This window comes from Flavobacterium sp. 270 (assembly GCF_004368785.1).
Classification (GTDB): Bacteria; Bacteroidota; Bacteroidia; order Flavobacteriales; family Flavobacteriaceae; genus Flavobacterium.
Genome location: NZ_SODM01000002.1, coordinates 207,534 through 229,039, shown reverse-complemented (window position 1 = coordinate 229,039; position 21,506 = coordinate 207,534). Strand labels below are relative to the sequence as shown.

21 protein-coding genes are annotated in these 21,506 nt (G+C 32.4%); 8 read left to right on the top strand and 13 right to left on the bottom strand.

What is annotated here, in order from left to right:
* Nucleotides 1-153 precede the first annotated feature (153 nt).
* The gene (locus EV144_RS08305; RefSeq protein ID WP_134147909.1) at nucleotides 154-1,401 is read left to right on the top strand and encodes an ABC transporter permease; all 1,248 of its coding nucleotides are present in this window, start codon (nucleotides 154-156) and stop codon (nucleotides 1,399-1,401) included.
* A 94-nt stretch (nucleotides 1,402-1,495) separates the two neighbouring features.
* Entirely contained in the window at nucleotides 1,496-2,377 is an 882-nt protein-coding gene (locus EV144_RS08300) for a cupin-like domain-containing protein (protein ID WP_134147908.1), read from the top strand.
* A gap of 3 nt (nucleotides 2,378-2,380) precedes the next feature.
* Here EV144_RS08300 and EV144_RS08295 read toward each other — a convergent pair whose 3' ends face one another.
* From EV144_RS08295 to EV144_RS08280, 4 genes are all read right to left on the bottom strand, one after another.
* Entirely contained in the window at nucleotides 2,381-2,989 is a 609-nt protein-coding gene (locus EV144_RS08295; RefSeq protein WP_134147906.1) for a hypothetical protein, read from the bottom strand.
* Nucleotides 2,990-3,070: 81 nt separating this feature from the next.
* Nucleotides 3,071-3,925 carry an acetyl-CoA carboxylase, carboxyltransferase subunit beta gene (gene accD, locus EV144_RS08290; protein ID WP_035686148.1) on the bottom strand — a complete coding sequence of 285 codons (855 nt, stop codon included), beginning with the start codon at nucleotides 3,923-3,925 and terminating at the stop codon, nucleotides 3,071-3,073.
* An 81-nt stretch (nucleotides 3,926-4,006) separates the two neighbouring features.
* Nucleotides 4,007-5,074, bottom strand: coding sequence for a class II fructose-bisphosphate aldolase (gene fbaA / locus EV144_RS08285; RefSeq protein WP_072970385.1), 1,068 nt, complete (start codon nucleotides 5,072-5,074; stop codon nucleotides 4,007-4,009).
* Nucleotides 5,075-5,134: 60 nt separating this feature from the next.
* Nucleotides 5,135-7,693, bottom strand: coding sequence for a BamA/TamA family outer membrane protein (locus EV144_RS08280; RefSeq protein WP_134147904.1), 2,559 nt, complete (start codon nucleotides 7,691-7,693; stop codon nucleotides 5,135-5,137).
* Between the two features lie 37 nt (nucleotides 7,694-7,730).
* On the opposite strand from EV144_RS08280, the gene EV144_RS08275 reads away from it, so the two are divergent.
* Nucleotides 7,731-8,459 (top strand): TrmH family RNA methyltransferase, encoded by a 729-nt coding sequence (locus EV144_RS08275; RefSeq protein WP_134147902.1) that lies wholly within the window; start codon nucleotides 7,731-7,733, stop codon nucleotides 8,457-8,459.
* Between the two features lie 9 nt (nucleotides 8,460-8,468).
* On the opposite strand, the gene EV144_RS08270 is transcribed toward EV144_RS08275, so the two are convergent.
* From EV144_RS08270 to EV144_RS08255, 4 genes are all read right to left on the bottom strand, one after another.
* Nucleotides 8,469-9,182, bottom strand: a complete 714-nt coding sequence (locus EV144_RS08270) for a porin family protein (RefSeq protein WP_134147900.1) — start codon at nucleotides 9,180-9,182, stop codon at nucleotides 8,469-8,471.
* 1 nt (nucleotide 9,183) lies between these two features.
* The gene (gene ubiE / locus EV144_RS08265; RefSeq protein ID WP_134147898.1) at nucleotides 9,184-9,915 is read right to left on the bottom strand and encodes a bifunctional demethylmenaquinone methyltransferase/2-methoxy-6-polyprenyl-1,4-benzoquinol methylase UbiE; all 732 of its coding nucleotides are present in this window, start codon (nucleotides 9,913-9,915) and stop codon (nucleotides 9,184-9,186) included.
* Between the two features lie 574 nt (nucleotides 9,916-10,489).
* Nucleotides 10,490-10,972: a dihydrofolate reductase gene (locus EV144_RS08260; protein ID WP_134147896.1), complete on the bottom strand. Its 483-nt coding sequence runs from the start codon at nucleotides 10,970-10,972 to the stop codon at nucleotides 10,490-10,492.
* Between the two features lie 12 nt (nucleotides 10,973-10,984).
* Entirely contained in the window at nucleotides 10,985-11,329 is a 345-nt protein-coding gene (locus tag EV144_RS08255) for a 2TM domain-containing protein (RefSeq protein WP_134147894.1), read from the bottom strand.
* A gap of 238 nt (nucleotides 11,330-11,567) precedes the next feature.
* On the opposite strand from EV144_RS08255, the gene EV144_RS08250 reads away from it, so the two are divergent.
* On the top strand, nucleotides 11,568-11,864 hold the full coding sequence (locus tag EV144_RS08250) for an isoamylase early set domain-containing protein (protein ID WP_134147892.1): 297 nt from the start codon (nucleotides 11,568-11,570) through the stop codon (nucleotides 11,862-11,864).
* A 40-nt stretch (nucleotides 11,865-11,904) separates the two neighbouring features.
* Here EV144_RS08250 and EV144_RS08245 read toward each other — a convergent pair whose 3' ends face one another.
* From EV144_RS08245 to EV144_RS08225, 5 genes are all read right to left on the bottom strand, one after another.
* The gene (locus EV144_RS08245) at nucleotides 11,905-12,756 is read right to left on the bottom strand and encodes a thymidylate synthase (protein ID WP_134147890.1); all 852 of its coding nucleotides are present in this window, start codon (nucleotides 12,754-12,756) and stop codon (nucleotides 11,905-11,907) included.
* Nucleotides 12,753-13,355 (bottom strand): hypothetical protein, encoded by a 603-nt coding sequence (locus EV144_RS08240; RefSeq protein WP_134147888.1) that lies wholly within the window; start codon nucleotides 13,353-13,355, stop codon nucleotides 12,753-12,755. The genes EV144_RS08245 and EV144_RS08240 overlap by 4 nt, the downstream gene beginning before the upstream one ends.
* A 32-nt stretch (nucleotides 13,356-13,387) precedes the next feature.
* The gene (locus tag EV144_RS08235) at nucleotides 13,388-14,011 is read right to left on the bottom strand and encodes a bifunctional nuclease family protein (protein WP_134147886.1); all 624 of its coding nucleotides are present in this window, start codon (nucleotides 14,009-14,011) and stop codon (nucleotides 13,388-13,390) included.
* 165 nt (nucleotides 14,012-14,176) lie between these two features.
* Nucleotides 14,177-15,145, bottom strand: coding sequence for an electron transfer flavoprotein subunit alpha/FixB family protein (locus EV144_RS08230; protein WP_134147884.1), 969 nt, complete (start codon nucleotides 15,143-15,145; stop codon nucleotides 14,177-14,179).
* A gap of 74 nt (nucleotides 15,146-15,219) precedes the next feature.
* A complete protein-coding gene (locus tag EV144_RS08225; protein WP_134147882.1) occupies nucleotides 15,220-15,966 on the bottom strand; it encodes an electron transfer flavoprotein subunit beta/FixA family protein in 747 nt (248 codons plus the stop codon).
* A 489-nt stretch (nucleotides 15,967-16,455) separates the two neighbouring features.
* Here EV144_RS08225 and EV144_RS08220 point away from each other — a divergent pair, with 489 nt between their 5' ends.
* From EV144_RS08220 to EV144_RS08205, 4 genes are all read left to right on the top strand, one after another.
* Nucleotides 16,456-17,433, top strand: coding sequence for a pyruvate dehydrogenase complex E1 component subunit beta (locus tag EV144_RS08220; RefSeq protein ID WP_127337862.1), 978 nt, complete (start codon nucleotides 16,456-16,458; stop codon nucleotides 17,431-17,433).
* Between the two features lie 66 nt (nucleotides 17,434-17,499).
* Complete coding sequence (locus EV144_RS08215; protein WP_134147880.1) at nucleotides 17,500-20,001, top strand: DUF5686 family protein; 2,502 nt, start codon at nucleotides 17,500-17,502, stop codon at nucleotides 19,999-20,001.
* 245 nt (nucleotides 20,002-20,246) lie between these two features.
* Nucleotides 20,247-20,846, top strand: a complete 600-nt coding sequence (locus tag EV144_RS08210; RefSeq protein ID WP_134147878.1) for a DNA-3-methyladenine glycosylase family protein — start codon at nucleotides 20,247-20,249, stop codon at nucleotides 20,844-20,846.
* A gap of 111 nt (nucleotides 20,847-20,957) precedes the next feature.
* Nucleotides 20,958-21,488, top strand: a complete 531-nt coding sequence (locus EV144_RS08205; RefSeq protein ID WP_055097158.1) for an inorganic diphosphatase — start codon at nucleotides 20,958-20,960, stop codon at nucleotides 21,486-21,488.
* Nucleotides 21,489-21,506: the final 18 nt, after the last annotated feature.

Sequence of the window (21,506 nt, the reverse complement as noted above, 5' to 3'; positions counted from 1 at the left end):
ATTTTTCAGACTGCAAAAGTAGTTTTTTTAAATATTATTTTAAAGTAATTGATGTAACAATATGGTAAAAAAATCTACTGATGAGTAAGTTAAGTTTTGTTAGGTTTTTGTTTTTAAATTATTGAATTTTACTTTATTGAAAATTTTTAAAATATGATTGTTTATCTAAGGTTATTAAAAGAAAGTTTAAGCTTTGCCATAAACGCATTACGAAATAATAAACTGCGTACACTGTTGTCTTTACTTGGTGTTACAATTGGTATTTTTTCGATAATTGCCGTGTTGGCAGCTGTTGATTCTTTAGATCGAAAAATTTCTAAAGATTTGAGCAGCTTAGATAAAAATACAATTTATTTAATGAAGTATTGCTTTGGACCTTCAGAAATTCCACAATGGAAAAGGGAACAGTTTCCAAATGTGAAATATGACGAATATATTGGCCTTAAAAATTCACTCAATAATACAGAACAAGTCGGTTATCAGCTTTTTGTAAATCACGAAAGTTTAAAATACGATTCTAAAACAGTTGCCGATGTAAATATTGTACCTTCTTCTTTTGAAATGGTGGATATTGACGGTTTAAGTTTTGATAAAGGAAGATTTTATAATGAATCTGAATCAAATTCTGGTACAGCTGTAATTGTTTTAGGATACGCCATTGCCGATGGACTTTTTGGATCTACTGATCCGATAGGGAAAAATATTCGTTTGTACGGACAGCGTTTTACCGTAATTGGAGTTATTGCTAAACAAGGTGCCGGATTTTTTGGTGACAGCAATGATACTTCTGTTTATCTGCCGGCCAATTTTTTACGTAAAATGTATGGTGACAGCGATTCTATGACGCCTGTAATTGTGATAAAACCTGTAAAAGGAATTGATATGGATGCTTATAAAGCAGAAGTTGCACAAAAAATAAGAGCAATTCGTGGTATGAAAGCAGGAGAAATGGATAATTTCTTTGTTAATGTTCTTTCGGGTTTCACTGATTTTATCGACGGAATTTTAGGTCAGATGAATGTTGTAGGCTGGATTATTAGTGGATTTTCTCTTTTGGTTGGAGGTTTCGGAATTGCCAATATTATGTTTGTTTCTGTAAAAGAGCGTACAAATCTTATCGGAATCCAAAAATCTTTGGGAGCGAAAAATAAATTCATATTATTTCAGTTTTTATTTGAAGCTGTTATTTTATCCGTAATCGGAGGAATAATTGGTTTATTGATGGTTTGGGGAATTTCTCTTTTACTGACTAAATTATTAGATTTTGAATTTGTTTTAAGCTTAGGAAATATTCTTTTAGGAACCGGCTTAGCTGCACTTATTGGTTTAATATCGGGGATTCTGCCGGCGATTTCTGCTGCAAATCTAGATCCCGTTGAAGCAATTCGAACTGGTATGTAATAAACGTCTATCTTTGTTAGTGGTTGAGAATTTTTGAAACTATTTTTTTTAGAATTTTTAAAGCATACATTTTTAATTCAAAAAATAATAATAGATGAGCTTTATTTTAAATCCTGTAGACACTGTTGATTCTATTACCAGAGAAGAATTCAAAAGAAACTATTTAGATAAAAGGAAGCCTTTAATTATAAAAGGATTAACGAAAGACTGGCCAGCAAGAGAAAAATGGTCTACTGATTATTTTAAGGAAATTGCCGGAGATATCGAAGTTAAATTAGTCGATAATTCAAAAGCAGATCCCACCAAAGTAATCAATGCTTCGATTGCCAGCATGAAATTTGGCGAATATCTCGATTTAATAAAAAGAGAACCGACAGATTTGCGAATTTTTTTCTTCAATCTTTTTAAGCACAGACCTGATTTAGTTAATGATGTAAAAGTTCCGAAAGAATTAATGGGCGGTTTTATAGAAAGTATGCCTGCGATGTTTTTTGGAGGTTCAAAAGCGATTACTTTTTTACATTATGATATCGATCTGCCTCATCTTTTTCATACTCATTTTGGAGGAAGAAAACACATCATATTATTTGATAATAAATGGAAGAAAAGACTCTATTGTTTTCCTAATACAACTTACGCATTAGAAGATTACGATGTTGCAAATCCTGATTTTGAAAAATTTCCGGCTCTGAAAGGAGTTCAAGGTTATGAAGTTTTTCTGGAACATGGCGACACCTTGTTTATGCCAACCGGAATGTGGCACTGGATGCGTTATATCGATGGTTCTTTCTCCTTAACACTTCGTGCTTGGGATAGTTCCATAACCAGAAAAATGGCAAGCGTTTGGAGTTTATTTATGCACGGAGCTGTTGACAGCGCAATAAAATTAGTTTTTAAACAACGTTATGCAAAATGGCGTGAAAAATTGGTTTTTGAAATAGCAGAAAATGAATTAAAGAAAAATAGACCGAAATGAGTTTTATAATTTTGGTTTTACAAACGGGAATTGAATTCTGTTTTTATCCCACTTAATTTCATCTGAATTATAATATTTATTTAGTATCTTATAATTTATAACAGTATCTTCTTGTTGAGTTGATCTTCTTACACTGAAAATTGTTATTCCGCTTTTAGATTGATCATTTAGAAAATTTAGTATTCTTTTGAAATCCTTATTTTTAATAGTATCATTCTGGGATCCAATTACAAGCATTCTATGTCGATAATCTTGGTTTGATACATTTTGTTTGATGAAATCTACAACACTGTAATTGGGGATTCTAATAAGATCTTTTGGTTCAAGATTAATAAAATCTGGAATAGTATCTCTATCTGATGGAACACAATGCCATGCTATGCTTTCTTTGTGATAAAAATAGAAATTATTGTTTTTGTCTATAATGATTTGATTATATCCATAAAACCCAGGAGGAGGTGGCGGAATTTTACTTATTTTTAATTCCTTTAAAAATTTCTCATTTTCTTGAGAAATAATAAATTGAAAATTTTGTTCAACCTTTTTAGATTCTTTTTTAGTGCAATTAAAAAGAAATAAGCAAGTTATAAAACCAATAAAAATTCTAGTCATAAAGAATAAGATTTAAATTAAAGATATAAAAAAATCCCAAGAAGCAATTTCTTGGGATTTCTATTTTTAGAAGTTTTAAAACTATCTAATATTGTTATTCTGAATCAAATCGATATACAAATTGATCTTGTCTTTTAAATCTTTTCTAGGCGTGATAAAGTCAAGGAAACCGTGCTCTAATAAGAACTCAGCAGTTTGGAAACCTTCTGGTAAATCTTTTCCTGTAGTATCACGAACAACACGAGGACCAGCAAAACCAATCAAAGCGCCAGGCTCAGAAATATTAATATCTCCTAACATAGCGTAAGATGCAGTAGTTCCTCCTGTAGTTGGGTCTGTACATAAAGAGATGTAAGGTAATCCAGCTTCAGCAAGTTGTGCTAGTTTTACAGAAGTTTTAGCCAATTGCATTAAAGAATAAGCTGCTTCCATCATACGGGCACCACCAGATTTAGAAATCATTACAAAAGGCATTTTGTTTTTGATCGCGTGATCAATTCCTCTTGCAATTTTTTCACCTACAACAGCTCCCATAGATCCACCAATAAAGGCAAAATCCATACAGCAGATTACAAGTTCTTTTCCTTTAGATTTTCCCACTCCTGTACGCACAGCATCTTTCAGGTGAGTTTTTTCCATTACATCTTTCAATCTTTCTGCATATTTTTTTGTATCCACAAAATGCAGAGGATCTTTAGAAGTCATGTTTTTATCCAATTCAACAAATTCATTATTGTCGAATAAAATCTCAAAATAGGTTGCGCTTCCAATTCTAACATGGAAATCATCTTCTGGACTTACAAACAAGTTTCTTGCTAATTCGTCAGCATCAATAATTTTTCCAGTAGGAGATTTGTACCACAATCCTTTCGGAACGTCCATCTTATCTTCTGTAGCGGTCGTAATCCCTTTTTCCTGTCTTTTAAACCAAGCCATATTTTTGATTTTTGATTTTAGACTTAAGATTTTAGATTTTAGATTGATGAAAATCTAAAATCTAAAATCAGCAATCTGAAATTATAGTGTATTTACGTTGTTTAAGTCAGCAAAAGCTTGCTCCAATCTTGTATTGAATGTCACTTCGCTTTCACGTACCCATCTTCTTGGGTCATAATATTTTTTGTTAGGAACATCAGCACCTTCTGGGTTACCAATTTGTGATTTTAAATAGTCAAGGTTTTTAACCATATAATCACGAATTCCTTCTGTATATGCAAATTGTAAATCTGTATCAATGTTCATTTTGATAACTCCGTAGCTAATTCCTTCTCTGATTTCCTCAAGTGTAGAACCTGAACCTCCGTGGAAAACGAAATCTACTGGATTATGACCAGTGTTGAATTTGTTTTGAACGAAATCCTGAGAATTTTTTAAGATTTTTGGAGTCAATTTTACGTTTCCTGGTTTGTAAACACCGTGAACGTTTCCAAAAGCAGCAGCGATTGTAAATTTAGGGCTTACTTTAGATAATTCTTCGTAAGCATAAGCAACCTCTTCTGGTTGTGTGTATAATTTTGAGCTGTCAACATCAGAGTTGTCAACACCATCTTCTTCACCACCTGTAATACCAAGCTCGATTTCTAATGTCATGCCCATTTTGCTCATTCTAGCTAAATACTCTTTACAGATCTCGATATTTTCTTCGATTGGCTCCTCAGACAAATCGATCATATGAGAACTGAATAATGGTTTTCCTGTTTCTGCAAAATGTTTTTCAGAAGCATCAAGCAAACCGTCAATCCAAGGTAATAATTTTTTAGCACAGTGGTCAGTGTGTAAAATTACAGTTGCACCGTAAGCTTCTGCCAAAGCGTGAATATGTTTTGCTCCAGCGATACCACCAGCGATAGCTGCTTTCTCACCTGCATTAGATAGACCTTTACCTGCGTTAAATTGTGCTCCTCCGTTTGAAAATTGGATGATAACTGGCGCGTTTAGTTTTGCTGCAGTTTCAAGAACCCCATTGATTGTGCTAGATCCAGTTACGTTTACAGCTGGTAAAGCAAAACCTTTTTCTTTTGCATAATTAAAGATCTCCTGAACTTGATCTCCTGTAGCTACTCCCGGTTTAATGTTGTGTGCCATTTTAATTTTTTTTATAGTTGTTTTTAGTTTTTAGGTTGCAAAAATAAGAATTAATTAGCATTAGAACGGATAATTTATTCCAAAATTTAAGACCGAGTGCCCAAAATTGTATTCTTTAAACCATCGGTCTCCCTTGTCATGTGCCGGATTATAAGTCTTAAAGCCTAAATCTAAACGAATAACAAAAAAGCTTAAATCGTAACGTAAACCAAATCCTGAACCCAAAGCAATTTCTTCTAAATCGTTTAAGTTGTCAAATTTTGCTTTCGGATCTACGACATTATCGAGTACATTCCAGATATTTCCGGCGTCTGCAAAGATCGCTCCTTTAACATCGCCGAAGATTTTAAAGCGAAATTCGGCACTCATAGCAAGTTTCATATTTGCCTCGTTAAAATCGTTTACGGCGTTTGTGCTTCCCGGTCCCAAAGCATACGGCTGCCATGCGCGATTATCATTTGAACCACCACCATAATAACTTCGTGAAAACGGAATGTAATCTGAATTTCCAAATGGAATTGCAATTCCAAAAAAGCCCCTTACAGCCAGTACTTTTTCTTTTCCAAAATCCCAGTGTTTAATATAATCAAATTCGGTTTTTAGATATTCTGAATATTCTAAATTGAATATTTCATAATTTCCTCTCGAGTTTTTAGATAAATTACCAATCGCAGAAACAGCCGATAATAAACTACCTGCCGATTCTATTTTTGTTCTAAATTGATAAAAGTTATTGTCTGGTAAATCTTTTTTGGTTGTTTTGGTAAAAGTATAGCTTGTGGCCAAAATAAAATCATTTTCGGTCAGACGTATTCTTCTTTCTTCAATACTCTCAACATCTTGATATTGTGCGTCACCGGGTTGTAATGCTGTTTGTTTTGTTAAAACCAGATTGGTAAATTCGTTGGTTCCTTTGGGAATCGTTAAGTTGTTTTGAGAATCGACTTCTGCTTTTCCCTCCGTGTTGTAGACATTTGCAATGTTATTTAAATCATCATAAGATGAAGTATATACATTAAAGTAATTTCCCGGATTTAGATTACGCACAAACTGCGCATTCAATAAATCTAATTTTGCTGTGTTGTGTCTTTTAGGAGACCAATTGTAGGCAATACCACCGGTAAAGTTTTCCTTATCCAAACCAATATTTCGCTGTTTAGAAAAACCCGAAGTTATTTGCGTGGAAGGAATCATACTTTTCGGAATAATCTTCTCCGTTCCAAAAGGCAATAATATCCTTGGGAAATTCAGTTTTAAATCAACTCCGTATTCAGATACATTAAAGAAATTATTATTCGGATTGGCCATATCTCTCGAAGATCCAATATTTAATCGGGTAGAGATTTCTAAAGTTTCTGCTCGGTTAAATACATTTCGAATCGTTTCCGATAAACTTGCTCCAATTCCAAAATCCTGAATATTAGAGTGTGTCAAATCTAAAGTAGCTCCAAAACTGTATTTCTTCCTTGGCGTTAAATATACATTTGCAATTAAAGATTGCGCTGTTGAGTCGCGTTTATCCACTTCATATTGAATAGAAGGATAATTAAAAATCTTTAAATTATTTAAATATCGGGAAGAAAGAGTTGTTCTAAAATCGGCAAAAGTGCTTCCTTTGGTAATAAAGATAGCATCTGTAATAGCACGTGGTTTGTATTTTAATGTTTTGTAACTGTATAAATTAAAGTTATTATAACTTGTACTGTCGGCAATTTTCTTTTTTGAATTAGCTGCAGAATAATCCGTGTAAATATTAACATCGCTAATCTTGTACAATTTAAAAGGTTCTGTTCTGCTTGAATCTCTTTCCTGAATATTATTGTTGTTAATAATTAAGGTAACGTTAGCCTTGTTTTTCTTGCCAATAGTATCAATATCAAAAGTAACATAAGTAGGCTGGAAAAAATAAGCGCCGTGATTTCTGTAATAAGTTGTAATACGGTTTTTTTCTTCCTCAAAGTCAGAAGTTTTATATTGATTTCCAGATTTTAAAAATGAAGGCTCGTTATTGGTTTTGTATAATGAATCTAAAGCGGGAGTCATTATATTAGTGCTAATCGTGTCTAAAGTGTAAGCCGGTCCAGTAGTTATATTATAATTTATCTGCGCTTTTTTTCTGGCAATACTATCAATCGTATAATCTGTTGTTACATTAAAATAACCATTGTTAAAATAATAGAATTTTAGGCGTAATAAAGATTTCTTAGTTTTGGCAGTATCAATAATAACAGGCGGTTCACCAGTGTTTTTTAAGAATTCATGAATACCTTTGTACAAAAAAGACTGTCCTAGACGATCTACTTGTTTTGCAGATAAAATTTTAGACTGACGCTCGTACAAGCCCGGATTATTTTTAAATTTTGCCTGATAAGAAGAATCAGGATTTAGTTTCGCTAAATTGTATAAGTTTAAGCGTAAGCGGTATCCAAGCAAAGTACCATTTGGTTTTTGGTACATTTGGTTAGCTGCAATTTCGTCATTTGTAGACTTACTGTTTACAAGAATATTATTTTTTACAAGAAGATTTTTTCCATCGGGAACTCTTTTTACGGCATTACAAGCACAAATTAATGTTGCTATTAGAATAAATGCTATTATTTTTGTGGAATTATTTTTCAAGTGTTTTTAAATATTTAATTCAAAAGTACATTATTTTATGGTTAGTAAAAACCAAATAAAACTTATCTCAGGTTTACATCAAAAAAAGCAGCGTTCTGCAAATCAATTATTTTTTGCCGAAGGAGTAAAAGTAATTCAAGAATTGTTGCAATCCAATTTTGAATTAGAGCATTTATATACTACACTCAATGATTTTGAATCTGTTCAGATTTCAAAACGCACTCTTATTAATGAACAAGAACTTAAAAAAATAAGTGCTTTATCAACTCCAAATACATGTTTGGCAGTTTTCAAAATTCCTGCCGAAAATCCAATAATAGACTCAGGTTTAATTCTGGCTCTAGACGATATTCGTGATCCTGGAAATTTAGGAACCATCATGCGTCTCTGCGATTGGTTTGGCATCAAACAAATAATCTGTTCAAAAGAAACCGTAGATATTTACAACCCAAAAGTAGTGCAGGCCACAATGGGCTCAATTACCAGAGTAAATGTAAGTTATCTTGATTTGAAAACTTTTTTGAGCCAAACAAAACTACCTGTTTTTGGAACTTTTATGGACGGTGAAAATATTTATCAATCGAATCTGCCTCAAAATGCAATCATTATTATGGGGAATGAAGGCAATGGTATTTCAGCAGAAATTGAAAAAATGATCACCAGCCGAATCACAATTCCTAGATTTGGAGACCTTCAAAAAACCGAAAGTTTAAATGTAGCCTCTGCAACCGCAATTGTTCTCAGTGAATTTAAACGAAATAGTTAAGCTTTTGTTTTAATGAAAAGTAAAATTTATTAAAATCGCTCTAGATTTCATAGAATCAATATTATCCGTCCATGGGCTTGGGCCATTAGCAGGATTATCACGGATTAATTCGTCAGAAATACCAAACATTCCTCTTATAGAAGGAGAGAAAATAAAATATTCGGTAAAAAGGTCAACTCCAAAACCTAATTCGTAAGCAGCAGTCCATTGTTTTACCCTGAATTTTTGTTGAAAATTGTCGTCCTGAGATTTTGCATTACTCGACAAGTTTAATGTCGTTGACATTCCGCCAACCAAATAAGGGCGAATATTCCCAGTTCGTAAAGCAGAAAATTTTAATAATAAAGGAAAGTGAATATAAGTACTATTTACTTCTCTGAAATAATCGTTTTCTGAAGTGAAATTTGGGAAATACAAATCTCTTTTAGTATAATACAATCCAGGTTCAAAACGAAGATTGATATATTCCTGCAGTCTTAAATCAGCAACAACACCCACATTAAATCCGGTAGTTTTTTTTACCTGAATGTCTTCAGTAGGAGGAGCTTTGTAATCAAATTTAAAGTCGAAACTATTAAAACCTAAATAGTATCCAAAATAAAGGCGTTGTTTCTGCCAGTTTTCAAGATTGATAATAGGATCTTTGCTAAACATATTTTTAGCAAACTGAGAATATCCGTTGGTCGTTAAGACTAATAAAAGTAAGATTACAATTTTTTTCATACTATTTTTTAGATGCAGAATAAATAGTTGCGACGCCAAAAGTTTGAGGCATAGCCACAACATCTATAAACCCAATTTTTCTTAAAATATTGTTTAATACTTCTCCATGAGGAAAAACTGCTGCAGATTCAGATAAATAGCCGTAAGCCTCATTGTCTTTAGAGAACAATTTTCCAATAATAGGAAGAATATTTTTAGTATAAAAACGATATCCTTGTTTATAAGGCGTTTTTTCAGGAACCGAAGTTTCTAAAATTACAAAGACACCATTTGGTTTTAAAACGCGTAAAATTTCAGCAAAACCTTTCTCCAGGTTTTCAAAATTTCTAACACCAAAGCCAACAGTTATCGCATCAAAAGAATTATCTTCAAAAGGCATATTTTCAGAATCTCCTAATACCAATTCGATAACATTAGATAATTTTTTTTCTGCAACCTTCTTTTTTCCAACCTCAAGCATTCCGGCAGAAATATCTAAACCAATAATTTTTTCTGCATTAGTTTGTGCTAGTAAAATAGCTAAGTCACCAGTTCCTGTAGCAATGTCAAGAATGTGATTTGGTTTTTTGTCTGAAACTATTTTTAATACTTTTTTTCGCCATTTAATATCGATGCCAAATGAAATTACACGATTTAAATTATCGTAATTCCCAGAAATGGTATCAAACATTTGAGTTACCTGCTCTTTTTTACCAAGAGTAGAATCTTTATACGGAGTTATTTTTTCAGACATTTTTTTTATTTAGGCAAATATAAACAATCTAGCTTAACTGTAATTGAGTTTTTTACTTTGTAATAAAATGTTTTAGAAAGTTGTTTTTTCTAGCAATTTGTATGGTCTTTTAGCCATCACTAAAAGTGGGTATTTTTAAAAAATCACTAAAAGTGGGTATTGTGCAATGCTGATTTTATGAAGAAATTTGCTGAAGTAAAAATGATGAAAATTCTAATGGTTGATAATAATTCAATGACTTAATCAGATGGTTGCTTTTTTGCGCTGGTAATCATTTGTTCTTGAAGTAGTTTTGAAAAAGTATTGTTCTTGGGGTAAATACTATTTATAAAGTGCAAAATACGTTCTTAGGATTAAATTTGTTTTTGGAAATTTTAATTTTCTGCCTTTAATATCTTAGTGGTATTTGTTATTAAAGGCGTTTTGAGATTTAGGTCTCAATTCACATTAAATGTTATTCAGTTATTTCAAGTGTTCTTAACATTTGTGATTTTTAACAAAATTATTTCTTGAATGGGTCAGATTTAAATATCAATCGTTTTTACAAAAACATCCTCCAAAAGAGGATGTTTTTTTATTTTCTAATGTAAGTTTCATAAGTATAATCATAAAGATGTTTTTCATCTTTAAAATTTTCTTCCGATTCTACCAGCATCCATTCATTTTTATTAATCTTTGGAAAAAAAGCATCAGCATCAAAACTGTGATGTACTTTGGTTATTTCGATAATATCAGCAAGAGGCATTCCGAGTTCATAAATTTCGCCTCCGCCAATAATATAAGAATCTTCATCTTCCGGACATAATGCAATTGCTTTTTCAATACTATCAACAACAATACAACCTTCGCGATTGTAATCCGTTTGGCGTGTAATTACAATATGAGTTCTGTTTGGTAATGGTTTCGGAAAACTCTCAAAAGTTTTTCTCCCCATAATAATATGATGATTAGTAGTTAATGATTTAAATCTTTTAAAATCATTTGGCAGATGCCATACCAATTCATTGTTTTTTCCAAGAGCATTGTTTTCGGCAACAGCCGCTATCATTATAATCATGGTATTCTAAAACTAAATTTTATTTTCGGTATCCTCATTTACTCTGGATTCTAGCTGAGTAATTCTTTTTTGCTGTAAAGCAACAAGTCTGTCAATTTGCTCTCTTTCCCATTTTTTATTCATAAATCGATCTGTAATATAAACCTTTATAAAATGCAGGATAAATATAAAAAGCCATATCGTAATACCCCAAATACACCAGTTTTGATCTGTATTAGCACCAAAACCAAAAAACCTATTTGCAACAAATAGAAACAAACTTCCTATAAGAAACAATACAAAATGAAAGTATAAGATTTTTTTCTGTCTTAATCTTCTTCTTGCATATTCATATTGTTCGTGCACTTCTTTTTCCATAAGATATAAATGAGTTTATAAAGTTAAAATTTATTTTGAAAACATACTATTTTGACCGCAGAATATTTGTCTTTAAATGTCTTAACAATTTGAAATACAAAATATAAGGCAGTTTAAATTATTGATATGACTAAAAAAATATGCTGTTTTTAATATTCTCGTAAATCGATTAGAGCGGTATCTGATGTTTGAAAGAATTTGCTTAATTTTAATGTATAAATCTAAAAACTAAACAGTTATGTCTTTGAAGAAACAATTTATTAAAACGAAACCAGTATGTAAAGTTACTTTTTCTATTGATGCTAAAGAAGCAAATTCTGCTGCAGTTGTTGGCGATTTTAACAATTGGAATGCTGAAGAAGGAACTTTAAGTAAACTCAAAAATGGAACTTTTAAAGCAACTTACGATTTGGTTAAAGATGCAATTTACGAGTTTAAATATGTAATCGACGGAATATATATAAACGATCCCGAAGCAGATTCTTACCAATGGAATGAGTATGCAGGAAGCGAAAATAGTGTATTAGTAGTATAAAAAAAATATCCGCCTTTTGAGCGGATATTTTTTTTATGTTTTATACTGCAACACTTCCTTTTATGCCAGCGTGCGGTTCATAATCTAAAAGTGTAAAATCATTGTAATCAAAATCAAAAATGTTTTTAATCTCTGGATTTAAAATCATTTTTGGTAATGGTTTTGGTTCACGTGTTAGTTGTAATTCCAACTGTTCGAAGTGATTGTTGTAAATATGTGCGTCTCCAAAGGTATGAATAAATTCGCCTGCGTCTAAATCACAAACCTGAGCAATCATCATGTTTAAAAGTGCGTATGATGCAATATTAAAAGGAACTCCTAAAAATATATCAGCACTTCTTTGGTACAATTGACAGGAAAGTTTTCCTCTTGTTTCTCCTTTTTCAGGATCAGGACTTGTTACATAAAATTGAAAAAAGGCATGACAAGGAGGTAAAGCGGCTTTATTATTTGCCACATTTTCCTCAAATGATTTTTTAGTATCTGGAAGAACAGAAGGATTCCAAGCAGAAACTAACATTCTTCTGCTGTTAGGATTCGTTTTTAATTCTGTAATTAATTCCGAAATCTGATCAATTTCTTCACTGTTCCAGTTGCGCCACTGATGTCCGTAAACTGGTCCCAAATCTCCATTTGAATCTGCCCAGGCATCCCAGATTTTAACTCCGTTTTCCTGAAGATATTTTATATTAGTATCACCTTTTAAAAACCAAAGTAATTCGTATATGATCGATTTTAAGTGTAATTTTTTGGTCGTAACCATTGGGAAACCTTCACTTAAATCAAAACGCATTTGATAGCCAAAAACACTTTTGGTTCCAGTTCCCGTACGGTCTCCTTTTTGGTTGCCGTTTTCTAATACGTGTTTTACTAGGTCTAAGTATTGTTTCATAGGTCTTGTTTTATTTCTTCAATTCTAATTGTAAATTTTCCTACCGTTGTTGATTTAATATTTATCGTCATCGGCACTGGATTAGTGAAAAATTTATAAATACTTTCGTTTAGATTTTTATTATTCGAAGCAAGGTACAATTTGTAATTGCCATTCGTTGTATTTTCTATTATCCAGGTTTTATTCAAGGATAGAGGTCCATATCGATAATCAAATGTATCAGGCAGTTCCTCTGTTTTTGTTGTCATTCCGTTTTGATCTAAAATTGATGCTAAAGGGATAAACATATATTTTTTAAAACCAAAACAATCACAAATGCTGCTAATAGTTAATTTGTATTTTTTATTCGATTCTAAGGTAAAATTGTAACCTTTATAGTTTGTATAAGTTTTTTTTTCGTTTTCACCATAAGTCATTACAGAATCACTAATTTTTAATTCTAATTTGTGATTTTCGTTTAATGATAATGGCTCAGTTGGAATATGTGTACTAAGCGTTCTGTTTTCTTTTAAATTTCTATACGCCTCAATAGGATTGGTTTTTCTGGAACACCCACAAATAATAAAAATTACTAAAAAAATTATGACTTTAATATTCATTTTAATTTGATTAGTTTTTTTAAAATTTGAAATTATCTTTTAGAAATTTCGTCTCTAATTTTGGCTGCTTTTTCATAATCTTCCTGAGAAACTGCCTGATCTAAAAGATCATTAAGCTCTTGTAAACTATGTTTTGCATAAACATCTCCAGATTGATTGCTTTCTTCTTCGTGTCCAAAAGTTTCCGGGTTAGAAAGTACATCATCAATTTCCTGTGCGCCTTGATCAGTGTCAGCAGTATTTGATTTAAGGTAAATACCGGCTTTATCCAAAATGTTTTTATAAGTAAAAATTGGCGCATTAAAACGCAATGCCAATGCGATAGCGTCAGAAGTTCTGGCGTCGATTATTTCTTCTATTTTATCTCTTTCGCAGATTAAACTAGAGTAAAAAACACCGTCAACCAATTTGTGAATGATTACTTGTTTTACAACAATATCAAATCTTTCGGCAAAATTTTTGAATAAATCGTGTGTTAATGGGCGAGGAGGTTTTATTTCTTTTTCTAAGGCAATAGCAATTGATTGAGCTTCAAAAGCACCAATAACGATTGGTAATTTTCTTTCGCCGTCAACTTCATTCAAAATTAAGGCATAAGCCCCGTTTTGAGTTTGACTGTATGATATTCCTTTTATAGATAGTTTTACTAGACTCATATATGTTGGTAAAAAAGGGCAGTTAATGCCTCATTTTAGTGCTTTTTTTGATTGGAAAATAAAGCTGCAATTTTAATCAAAAAATGTGAAACAAAAAAGCTGCCTAAAACAAAGATACGATTATCTTATTTTTAGGCAGCTATAAATTTATAGAGAATTTTTAAATTATGAATGCTGTGCTTTAAAAGCTTTTAATTTCTCTGTTAATTCTGGTACAATAGTAAATGCGTCTCCAACAATACCATAATCTGCAACTTTAAAGAAAGGAGCTTCTGGATCGCTGTTGATTACCACTTTTACTTTTGATGAGTTGATTCCCGCAATATGCTGAATTGCTCCAGAAATACCAATTGCGATATATAAGTTAGTCGCAACAGGCTTTCCTGTTTGTCCAACGTGCTCGCTATGAGGTCTCCATCCTAAATCAGAAACAGGTTTAGAGCATGCTGTTGCTGCACCTAAAACTTCTGCTAGATTTTCTACCAATCCCCAGTTTTCCGGGCCTTTTAGTCCGCGTCCGCCAGAAACTACAATATCAGCATCAGCGATAGAAACTTTTCCGCTTACTTTTTCTACAGATTCTACTTTTACACCAAAATCATTATCACCGATAGTTGGGTTAAAGTCTTCTACAGCTCCGGCTCCGGCGCTTTCAAAAATTCCGTAAGAGTTTTTAGCAAGACCAAGAACTTTTACATCAGTATTGATTTCTGTAATATTAAAAGCTTTGTTTGAAAAAGCATTTCTTTTTACCTGAAAAGGTGAAGTGCTTACAGGAAGTCCTACAACATTTGAAGCAAAACCAGCCTCTAATGATACAGCAACTAATGATGAAAGATAAATACTGTCTGTAGTTGAAGAAAGTAAAATTACTTTTGCTCCTTCTTTTTGAGCAGCTTGTTTGATAACATCGGCGTAAGCTTTTGCAGTAAAACCAGCTAATTTATCATTGTTTACTTTTAGAACTTTATCAACTCCGTATTTTGCTAATTCGCTTACATCGCTGATGTTTACGGTTACAGCAGTAACAGTTGTTCCTAAAGTTTCAGCCACTTTCTTAGCGTATGAAGCTAATTCAAAAGCAACTTTTTTAAATTTTCCTTCTGCAGATTCTGCATATATTAATAATGACATAATTTTTTGTTTAAGAGTTTAAAGTTTCAGGTTTCAAGTTCGAAAAACTGAAAACTGCGACTGAATACTGATTACTAGATTACTTTCGCTTCGTTGTGTAATAAATTGATTAACTCATCTAAATTATCAGCAGAAATTAATTTTACTGCAGATTTAGGAGCTGGTTTTTCAAATTTCACTGCTTTTGTATTTACAGGAGCATCAACAGGCTCTAAAATAGTAAGTGCTTTAGTTCTCGCTGTCATAATTCCTCTCATGTTAGGAATACGTAAATCTTTTTCTTCAACAAGACCTTTTTGACCTCCAATAATTAAAGGAAGAGTAGTGCTTACAGTTTCTTTTCCACCGTCGATTTCACGAACCGCTTTTACATTATTACCGTCAACAGTTAAACTTGTACAAGAGTTTAAAAAGTTTGAACCTAAAATTCCGGCAATCATTCCAGGAACCATTCCGCCATTATAATCCAAAGATTCTTTTCCTGCAATTACTAAATCGTATCCGCCAGTTTTAATTACTTCAGCCAATTGTTTTGCAACAAAAAAACCATCAGTTGGATTAGCGTTTACACGAATTGCTTCGTTTGCACCAATTGCCAATGCTTTACGTAAAGTTGGCTCTGTATCTGGACCTCCAACATTTACTACAGTTACAGTAGCACCTTGTTGTTCTTGAAACCAAATTGCACGAGTAAGACCAAACTCATCATTAGGATTAATTACATATTGTACGCCATTGGTATCAAATTCTGAATCACCATTGGAGAAGTTAATTTTTGAAGTAGTATCAGGCACATGGCTGATGCAAACCAATATTTTCATAAGTATATATTTTGAATTTGTAATATGCTTTTACAAATTTAGAATTTAATTTGGAATAATTATACTATGCATGCATAATATTTTTAAAAACTATTACGATTTCGAAGATTGTTTAATATTGAAGGCTTTTTGTCGGCAAACAAAATTAAAAATTTACTCATTTCTATTGATTCTTAGTAATTTTACAATCTAGAGTGGTGTAAACAAGTGTTAAACTTTACGTCAATTTATACTACGTTTTCAGTTCTTACGTTAGTATGGTGTAATTTTATAAATTTTAGAATTAAACAAATAGAGTTGAATTTGTCTAAAATTTTTTTAAGAAATAAAAGGATAATTACAACGATTTCGTAAATATCACAATAATTTTTAAAAAGTTAAATGGAGGCAAAGAGAAAGAAGTTCCTGTATTTTAAATTCAATTTATGCTTTTAAGTTATTTAAAATATTTATTTTTGCTCTTCAGAAAATTCAACATACAATATAAATATGAGAACAATACAATTTAGAGAGGCCATTTGCGAAGCGATGAGCGAAGAAATGCGTCACGATGAATCCATATATTTAATGGGCGAAGAAGTTGCAGAATACAACGGAGCATACAAAGCTTCAAAAGGAATGCTTGCAGAGTTTGGCGAAAAAAGAGTAATCGATACTCCAATTGCTGAGCTTGGTTTTACTGGAATTGCAGTAGGTTCTGCAATGAACGGATGTAGACCAATTGTAGAATACATGACTTTCAACTTCTGTTTAGTAGGTATTGATCAAATTATAAATAACGCTGCTAAAATGCGTCAAATGACTGGTGGTCAATTTAATGTGCCAATCGTTTTCCGCGGACCAACTGCTTCTGCAGGTCAATTAGGAGCAACTCACTCACAAGCTTTAGAAAACTGGTTTGCAAATACTCCGGGTCTTAAAGTTGTTGTGCCTTCAACTCCTTACGATGCAAAAGGGCTTTTGAAATCTGCAATTCGCGATAACGATCCTGTAATTTTCATGGAATCTGAGCAAATGTATGGTGACAAAGGAGAAGTGCCAGACGGAGAATATACAATTCCTTTAGGAGTTGCAGATGTTAAACGTGAAGGAAAAGATGTAACTATCGTTTCTTTTGGAAAGATTATCAAAGAAGCTTTTATCGCTGCTGATGAATTGGCTAAAGAAGGAATTTCATGCGAAATTATCGACTTAAGAACAGTACGTCCAATGGATAAAGACGCGATCTTAACTTCTGTTAAAAAAACAAATCGTTTAGTAATTTTAGAAGAAGCTTGGCCATTTGCAAGTATTTCTTCTGAAATCACCTATATCGTACAAGAGCAGGCATTTGATTTTCTTGATGCGCCAATTCAGCGTATTACGACAGCAGACACGCCAGCACCTTACTCTCCTGTTTTACTAAAAGACTGGTTGCCAAATGCAGCTGATGTAGTAAAAGCAGTAAAAAAAGTAATGTACAAATAGTAATAAAAACATACTTTAAAAACTTCATCAGTCAGAATAATTGGTGAAGTTTTTTTTTGTCAAAATATGAAAAGAATAATTTTACTCAGCCTGTTTTTTGTATTCGCACTTGTGAATATCGGTTTTGCACAAACTAAAGTGAGTGGAATTGTTTTGGATAAATCAAATCAGCCTGTTCCTTTTGCCAATGTTGTTTTTAAAGGGTCAAATACAGGAATTGTTTCTAATGAAGATGGACGTTTTTATCTGGAATCTCCAAATACTTATACCGCTTTATTAGTAACTTCTGCTGGTTTTTCAGATAAAGAAGTGCCACTGGAAAAAGCCGTTAATTACGATTTTAAAATTGTTCTTGGCGAAGCTGAAGCGCTTAACGAAGTTGTAATTTTTACAGGAAAGACATCCAAAAAGAACAATCCAGCTTTGGATATTTTGAGAAAAATATGGGAAAGAAAGCGTAAAAACGGTCTTTATCTTTTCAATCAATACCAAATGCAGAAGTACGAAAAAGTCGAGTTTGATATGAACACGATCGACAGTGCTTTTATGAAAAATAAGCTCTTTAAAGGAATGGAGTTTATCTTTAATCATGTTGATACTTCTGATGTTACCGGAAAAACATATCTGCCAATCTTTATCAATGAATCGGTATATGATGTTTATGGAGATAACAAACTAAAAAAGACAAAAGAAAACATTACCGGAAGCAAAACCTCTGGATTTAATGGAAATCAGCAGATTTTGGCTTTTGTAAAAGACCTTTATTCTGATTATAATATTTACGACAATCACCTTAAATTTTTTGATAAAAGTTTTACAAGTCCGCTTTCGCGAACAGGAATCGATGTTTACAATTATGTCTTGAAAGACAGTGCTTATATTGATAAAAAATGGTGTTACAATATTGTTTTTTATCCAAGACGTAAAAACGAATTGACTTTTAAAGGAGATTTCTGGGTAAATGATACCACTTTTGCCATCAAAAAAATTAATATGGGCGTTACTAAAAGTGCCAATATTAACTGGGTAAAAGATATTTATATCGAACAGGAATTTGAAGTAGAAAACGATTCTGTTTTCTTACTGACACGTGATTATATGATGTCTGATTTTGCTTTGAATAAAAAAGAAAAATCAAAAGGAGTTTACGGTAAACGAACGACTTTATTCAGAAACCATAAATTTAATATCCCAAAACCAGAGAAATTTTATAAAGAAGAAGTCAATTTTATAGACAATGCAGTCTATGAACGACCGGATGATTTTTGGGAAGAAAACCGTTTTGAAAAACTAAATAAAGATGAACAAGGCATTTATAAAATGCTCGACACACTGCAAACGGTCAAGCGATTTAAGCAATTATATAGTCTGGTTTCGATTTTAGGAAGCGGTTATGTTGAGTTTAAAAACTTTGATTTTGGACCTATATTCTCAACTTTTGGATATAATGAAGTTGAAGGTTTACGTTTAAGAGTTGGAGGACGTACGTACTTTGGACCGAATGATCCGTGGCGTATACAAGCTTACACAGCTTATGGTTTTGACGATAGTAAATTTAAATATGGTGTTTCTGGAAAATGGATGGTTGATAAGAAAAACCGAATCATTATCTCCGGAGGAAACAGGCGCGACATCGAGCAAATTGGGGCCAGTTTAACGACAACAAACGATATATTAGGAAGAAGTTTTGCCTCGTCTGCATTGTTTACAACAGGAAGCAACGGAAAATTGACGAACATTAATTTAAGTAACGTTTCGTTTGAAATGGAGCCTAAAAAGAATTTTGTAGTTTCGGCTGGCTTCTCATACAGGACTTTAGAATCGGCATCGCCAACATTTAGTTTAGATTATTACACTACTTTGCCATCAGCTGCAAATCCGACCGGTGTGATCAAAAGTGATGTAAAACAATCAGAAGCTAATATTCAGTTTGAATATATGCCAAAACGAAAAACGATTGGTTTTGGTGTTGAAAGAGATTTAGTTGACAGTCCTTTTAGTCATTTCTTTGTAAACTTTAGTTATGGTCTTAAAGGAGTTCTGGACAGCGATTTTGCATACGAAAAAATACAAGTTTTCTATAAACAGCCCATTATTATTGGGCCTTTAGGAAGATCAAATATTATTTTAGAAACCGGGAAAACTTTTGGTACAATTCCGTTAGGACTAATGAGTGTTATTCCTGGAAACCAGACTTATTTTACGATCGAAAATACTTTTAGTAACTTAAATTTCTACGAGTTTATAACTGATCAATATACTACTTTACAGTGGAATCATGATTTTGGAGGAAGATTATTCGCCAGAGTTCCATTTATGAGAAAGTTAAATTGGAGAGAATTTATTGGTATAAAAGCCGTACACGGAACTATCTCTAATGCCAATCGTGCCATAAATGCATCAGATCAGCCTTATGTTGCACCAGAAAATGTATACTGGGAATACAATGCCGGAATCGGTAATATCTTTAAAGTATTCCGTATCGATTTTTCTTGGAGAGGAAGTTATTTAAATAATCCGGATGCTAATAAATTTGCTGTAAAAGGATCTTTTGGATTCTATTTTTAGGCAAAGCTGAAGGTTAAAAAGTTATAAAGTCGCAAAGTTTATTTCTCTGCGACTTTTTTATTGGATATTTATTTCACGCAGATTTTACAGATTTAAGCTGATCTCCACAGATTTTTTCATGAAAATGTTTTAAATTATTAAATCTGCTCAAATCTGTAAAATCTGCGTGAAACAAAACTTTGCGACTTAATGCCTTTGCTAGATTCTTTTTTATTTAATTTTGAAATTGAAGCTAAATTTAAATCATGCAGGAAGCCATAGATTTTCTTTCATTAAAAAGTCCCATCTTTCTAGAAATTATAGAAAAATACGGATTACCACAAATTCCAAAACGTCCACAGGGTTTTGAGACATTAGTATTGCTAATACTCGAACAGCAAGTTTCTGTAGATTCGGCAAAAGCTACATTCTTAAAAATAAAAGCTTATATGACTTGCAATCCCGAAACAATGGCTATTTTATCTGATGAAGAATTTAGAAATCTCGGAGTCAGCCGTCAGAAAACAAAATACATCAAAATTTTAGCGGAAGCAGTTTTAAACAAAGAACTCGATATTGAAAGTCTTGCTTCAAAATCGGCACAACAAGTACGTGAAGAACTTATAAAGTTAAAAGGAATTGGAAACTGGACAATTGATATTTATCTAATGTTTTGTCTGGAAGAGCCTGATTTAATTCCGCTTGGCGATATTGCAGTCATAAATACAATTAAAGAATTATTGAATATCCATGACAAAAATGAAATGGAAATCCATACGCAGCAATGGAGTCCGTATCGGTCTTATGCCACATATTTGCTTTGGCATTATTACCTGACGAAGCGAAATCGGAAAATTACCTATTAAAACGTTGTTTTTTAAACAATAATGCAGATAATTTAACCTGTTTTTTTATTGTAAAAATAGAATGTTTGGTTACTTTTGCAACCGAAATTATAGATATAATAAAAAAAGAAAATGACCGCAGACAAACTAACGACTTTCGATGTATTAATCGAAATACCAAGAGGAAGCAGAAATAAATATGAGTACGATTTTGAAATCAAAAGAATGCGTTTCGACAGAATGTTATTCTCTTCAATGATGTACCCGGCTGATTACGGATTTATTCCGGAAACTTTAGCTCTTGACGGTGACCCTCTTGACGTATTGGTTTTAGTAAACGAACCAACTTTCCCTGGATGTGTTATGGAAGTAAAACCAATTGGTGTTTTCCACATGGCAGATGATAAAGGACCAGACGAAAAAATTATTTGTGTACCAGTTTCAGATCCAATCTGGAATTCATTAACTGACTTGTCAGACATGAACCCACACTTAGTAAAAGAAATCGAACACTTTTTCCAGGTTTATAAAGATCTTGAAAACAAAAAAGTGGATGTTGAAGGTTGGGGAGACGTAAACGAAGCTTTTGCTATTATTGCAGAGTGTACAAAACGTTTTAACGATATCGAAAACAAACCAGAGGGATTATTTAGCATTAAATAATTTTTAGCCTCATATTTT

Bases quoted from the DNA above. Each gene is read 5' to 3' on its own strand.
- EV144_RS08305 (WP_134147909.1), top strand. From the start codon at position 154: ATGATTGTTTATCTAAGGTTATTAAAAGAAAGTTTAAGCTTTGCCATA.
- EV144_RS08300 (WP_134147908.1), top strand. From the start codon at position 1,496: ATGAGCTTTATTTTAAATCCTGTAGACACTGTTGATTCTATTACCAGA.
- EV144_RS08295 (WP_134147906.1), bottom strand. From the start codon at position 2,989: ATGACTAGAATTTTTATTGGTTTTATAACTTGCTTATTTCTTTTTAAT.
- accD (WP_035686148.1), bottom strand. From the start codon at position 3,925: ATGGCTTGGTTTAAAAGACAGGAAAAAGGGATTACGACCGCTACAGAA.
- fbaA (WP_072970385.1), bottom strand. From the start codon at position 5,074: ATGGCACACAACATTAAACCGGGAGTAGCTACAGGAGATCAAGTTCAG.
- EV144_RS08275 (WP_134147902.1), top strand. From the start codon at position 7,731: ATGGTTAGTAAAAACCAAATAAAACTTATCTCAGGTTTACATCAAAAA.
- EV144_RS08270 (WP_134147900.1), bottom strand. From the start codon at position 9,182: ATGAAAAAAATTGTAATCTTACTTTTATTAGTCTTAACGACCAACGGA.
- ubiE (WP_134147898.1), bottom strand. From the start codon at position 9,915: ATGTCTGAAAAAATAACTCCGTATAAAGATTCTACTCTTGGTAAAAAA.
- EV144_RS08260 (WP_134147896.1), bottom strand. From the start codon at position 10,972: ATGATTATAATGATAGCGGCTGTTGCCGAAAACAATGCTCTTGGAAAA.
- EV144_RS08255 (WP_134147894.1), bottom strand. From the start codon at position 11,329: ATGGAAAAAGAAGTGCACGAACAATATGAATATGCAAGAAGAAGATTA.
- EV144_RS08250 (WP_134147892.1), top strand. From the start codon at position 11,568: ATGTCTTTGAAGAAACAATTTATTAAAACGAAACCAGTATGTAAAGTT.
- EV144_RS08245 (WP_134147890.1), bottom strand. From the start codon at position 12,756: ATGAAACAATACTTAGACCTAGTAAAACACGTATTAGAAAACGGCAAC.
- EV144_RS08240 (WP_134147888.1), bottom strand. From the start codon at position 13,355: ATGAATATTAAAGTCATAATTTTTTTAGTAATTTTTATTATTTGTGGG.
- EV144_RS08235 (WP_134147886.1), bottom strand. From the start codon at position 14,011: ATGAGTCTAGTAAAACTATCTATAAAAGGAATATCATACAGTCAAACT.
- EV144_RS08230 (WP_134147884.1), bottom strand. From the start codon at position 15,145: ATGTCATTATTAATATATGCAGAATCTGCAGAAGGAAAATTTAAAAAA.
- EV144_RS08225 (WP_134147882.1), bottom strand. From the start codon at position 15,966: ATGAAAATATTGGTTTGCATCAGCCATGTGCCTGATACTACTTCAAAA.
- EV144_RS08220 (WP_127337862.1), top strand. From the start codon at position 16,456: ATGAGAACAATACAATTTAGAGAGGCCATTTGCGAAGCGATGAGCGAA.
- EV144_RS08215 (WP_134147880.1), top strand. From the start codon at position 17,500: ATGAAAAGAATAATTTTACTCAGCCTGTTTTTTGTATTCGCACTTGTG.
- EV144_RS08210 (WP_134147878.1), top strand. From the start codon at position 20,247: ATGCAGGAAGCCATAGATTTTCTTTCATTAAAAAGTCCCATCTTTCTA.
- EV144_RS08205 (WP_055097158.1), top strand. From the start codon at position 20,958: ATGACCGCAGACAAACTAACGACTTTCGATGTATTAATCGAAATACCA.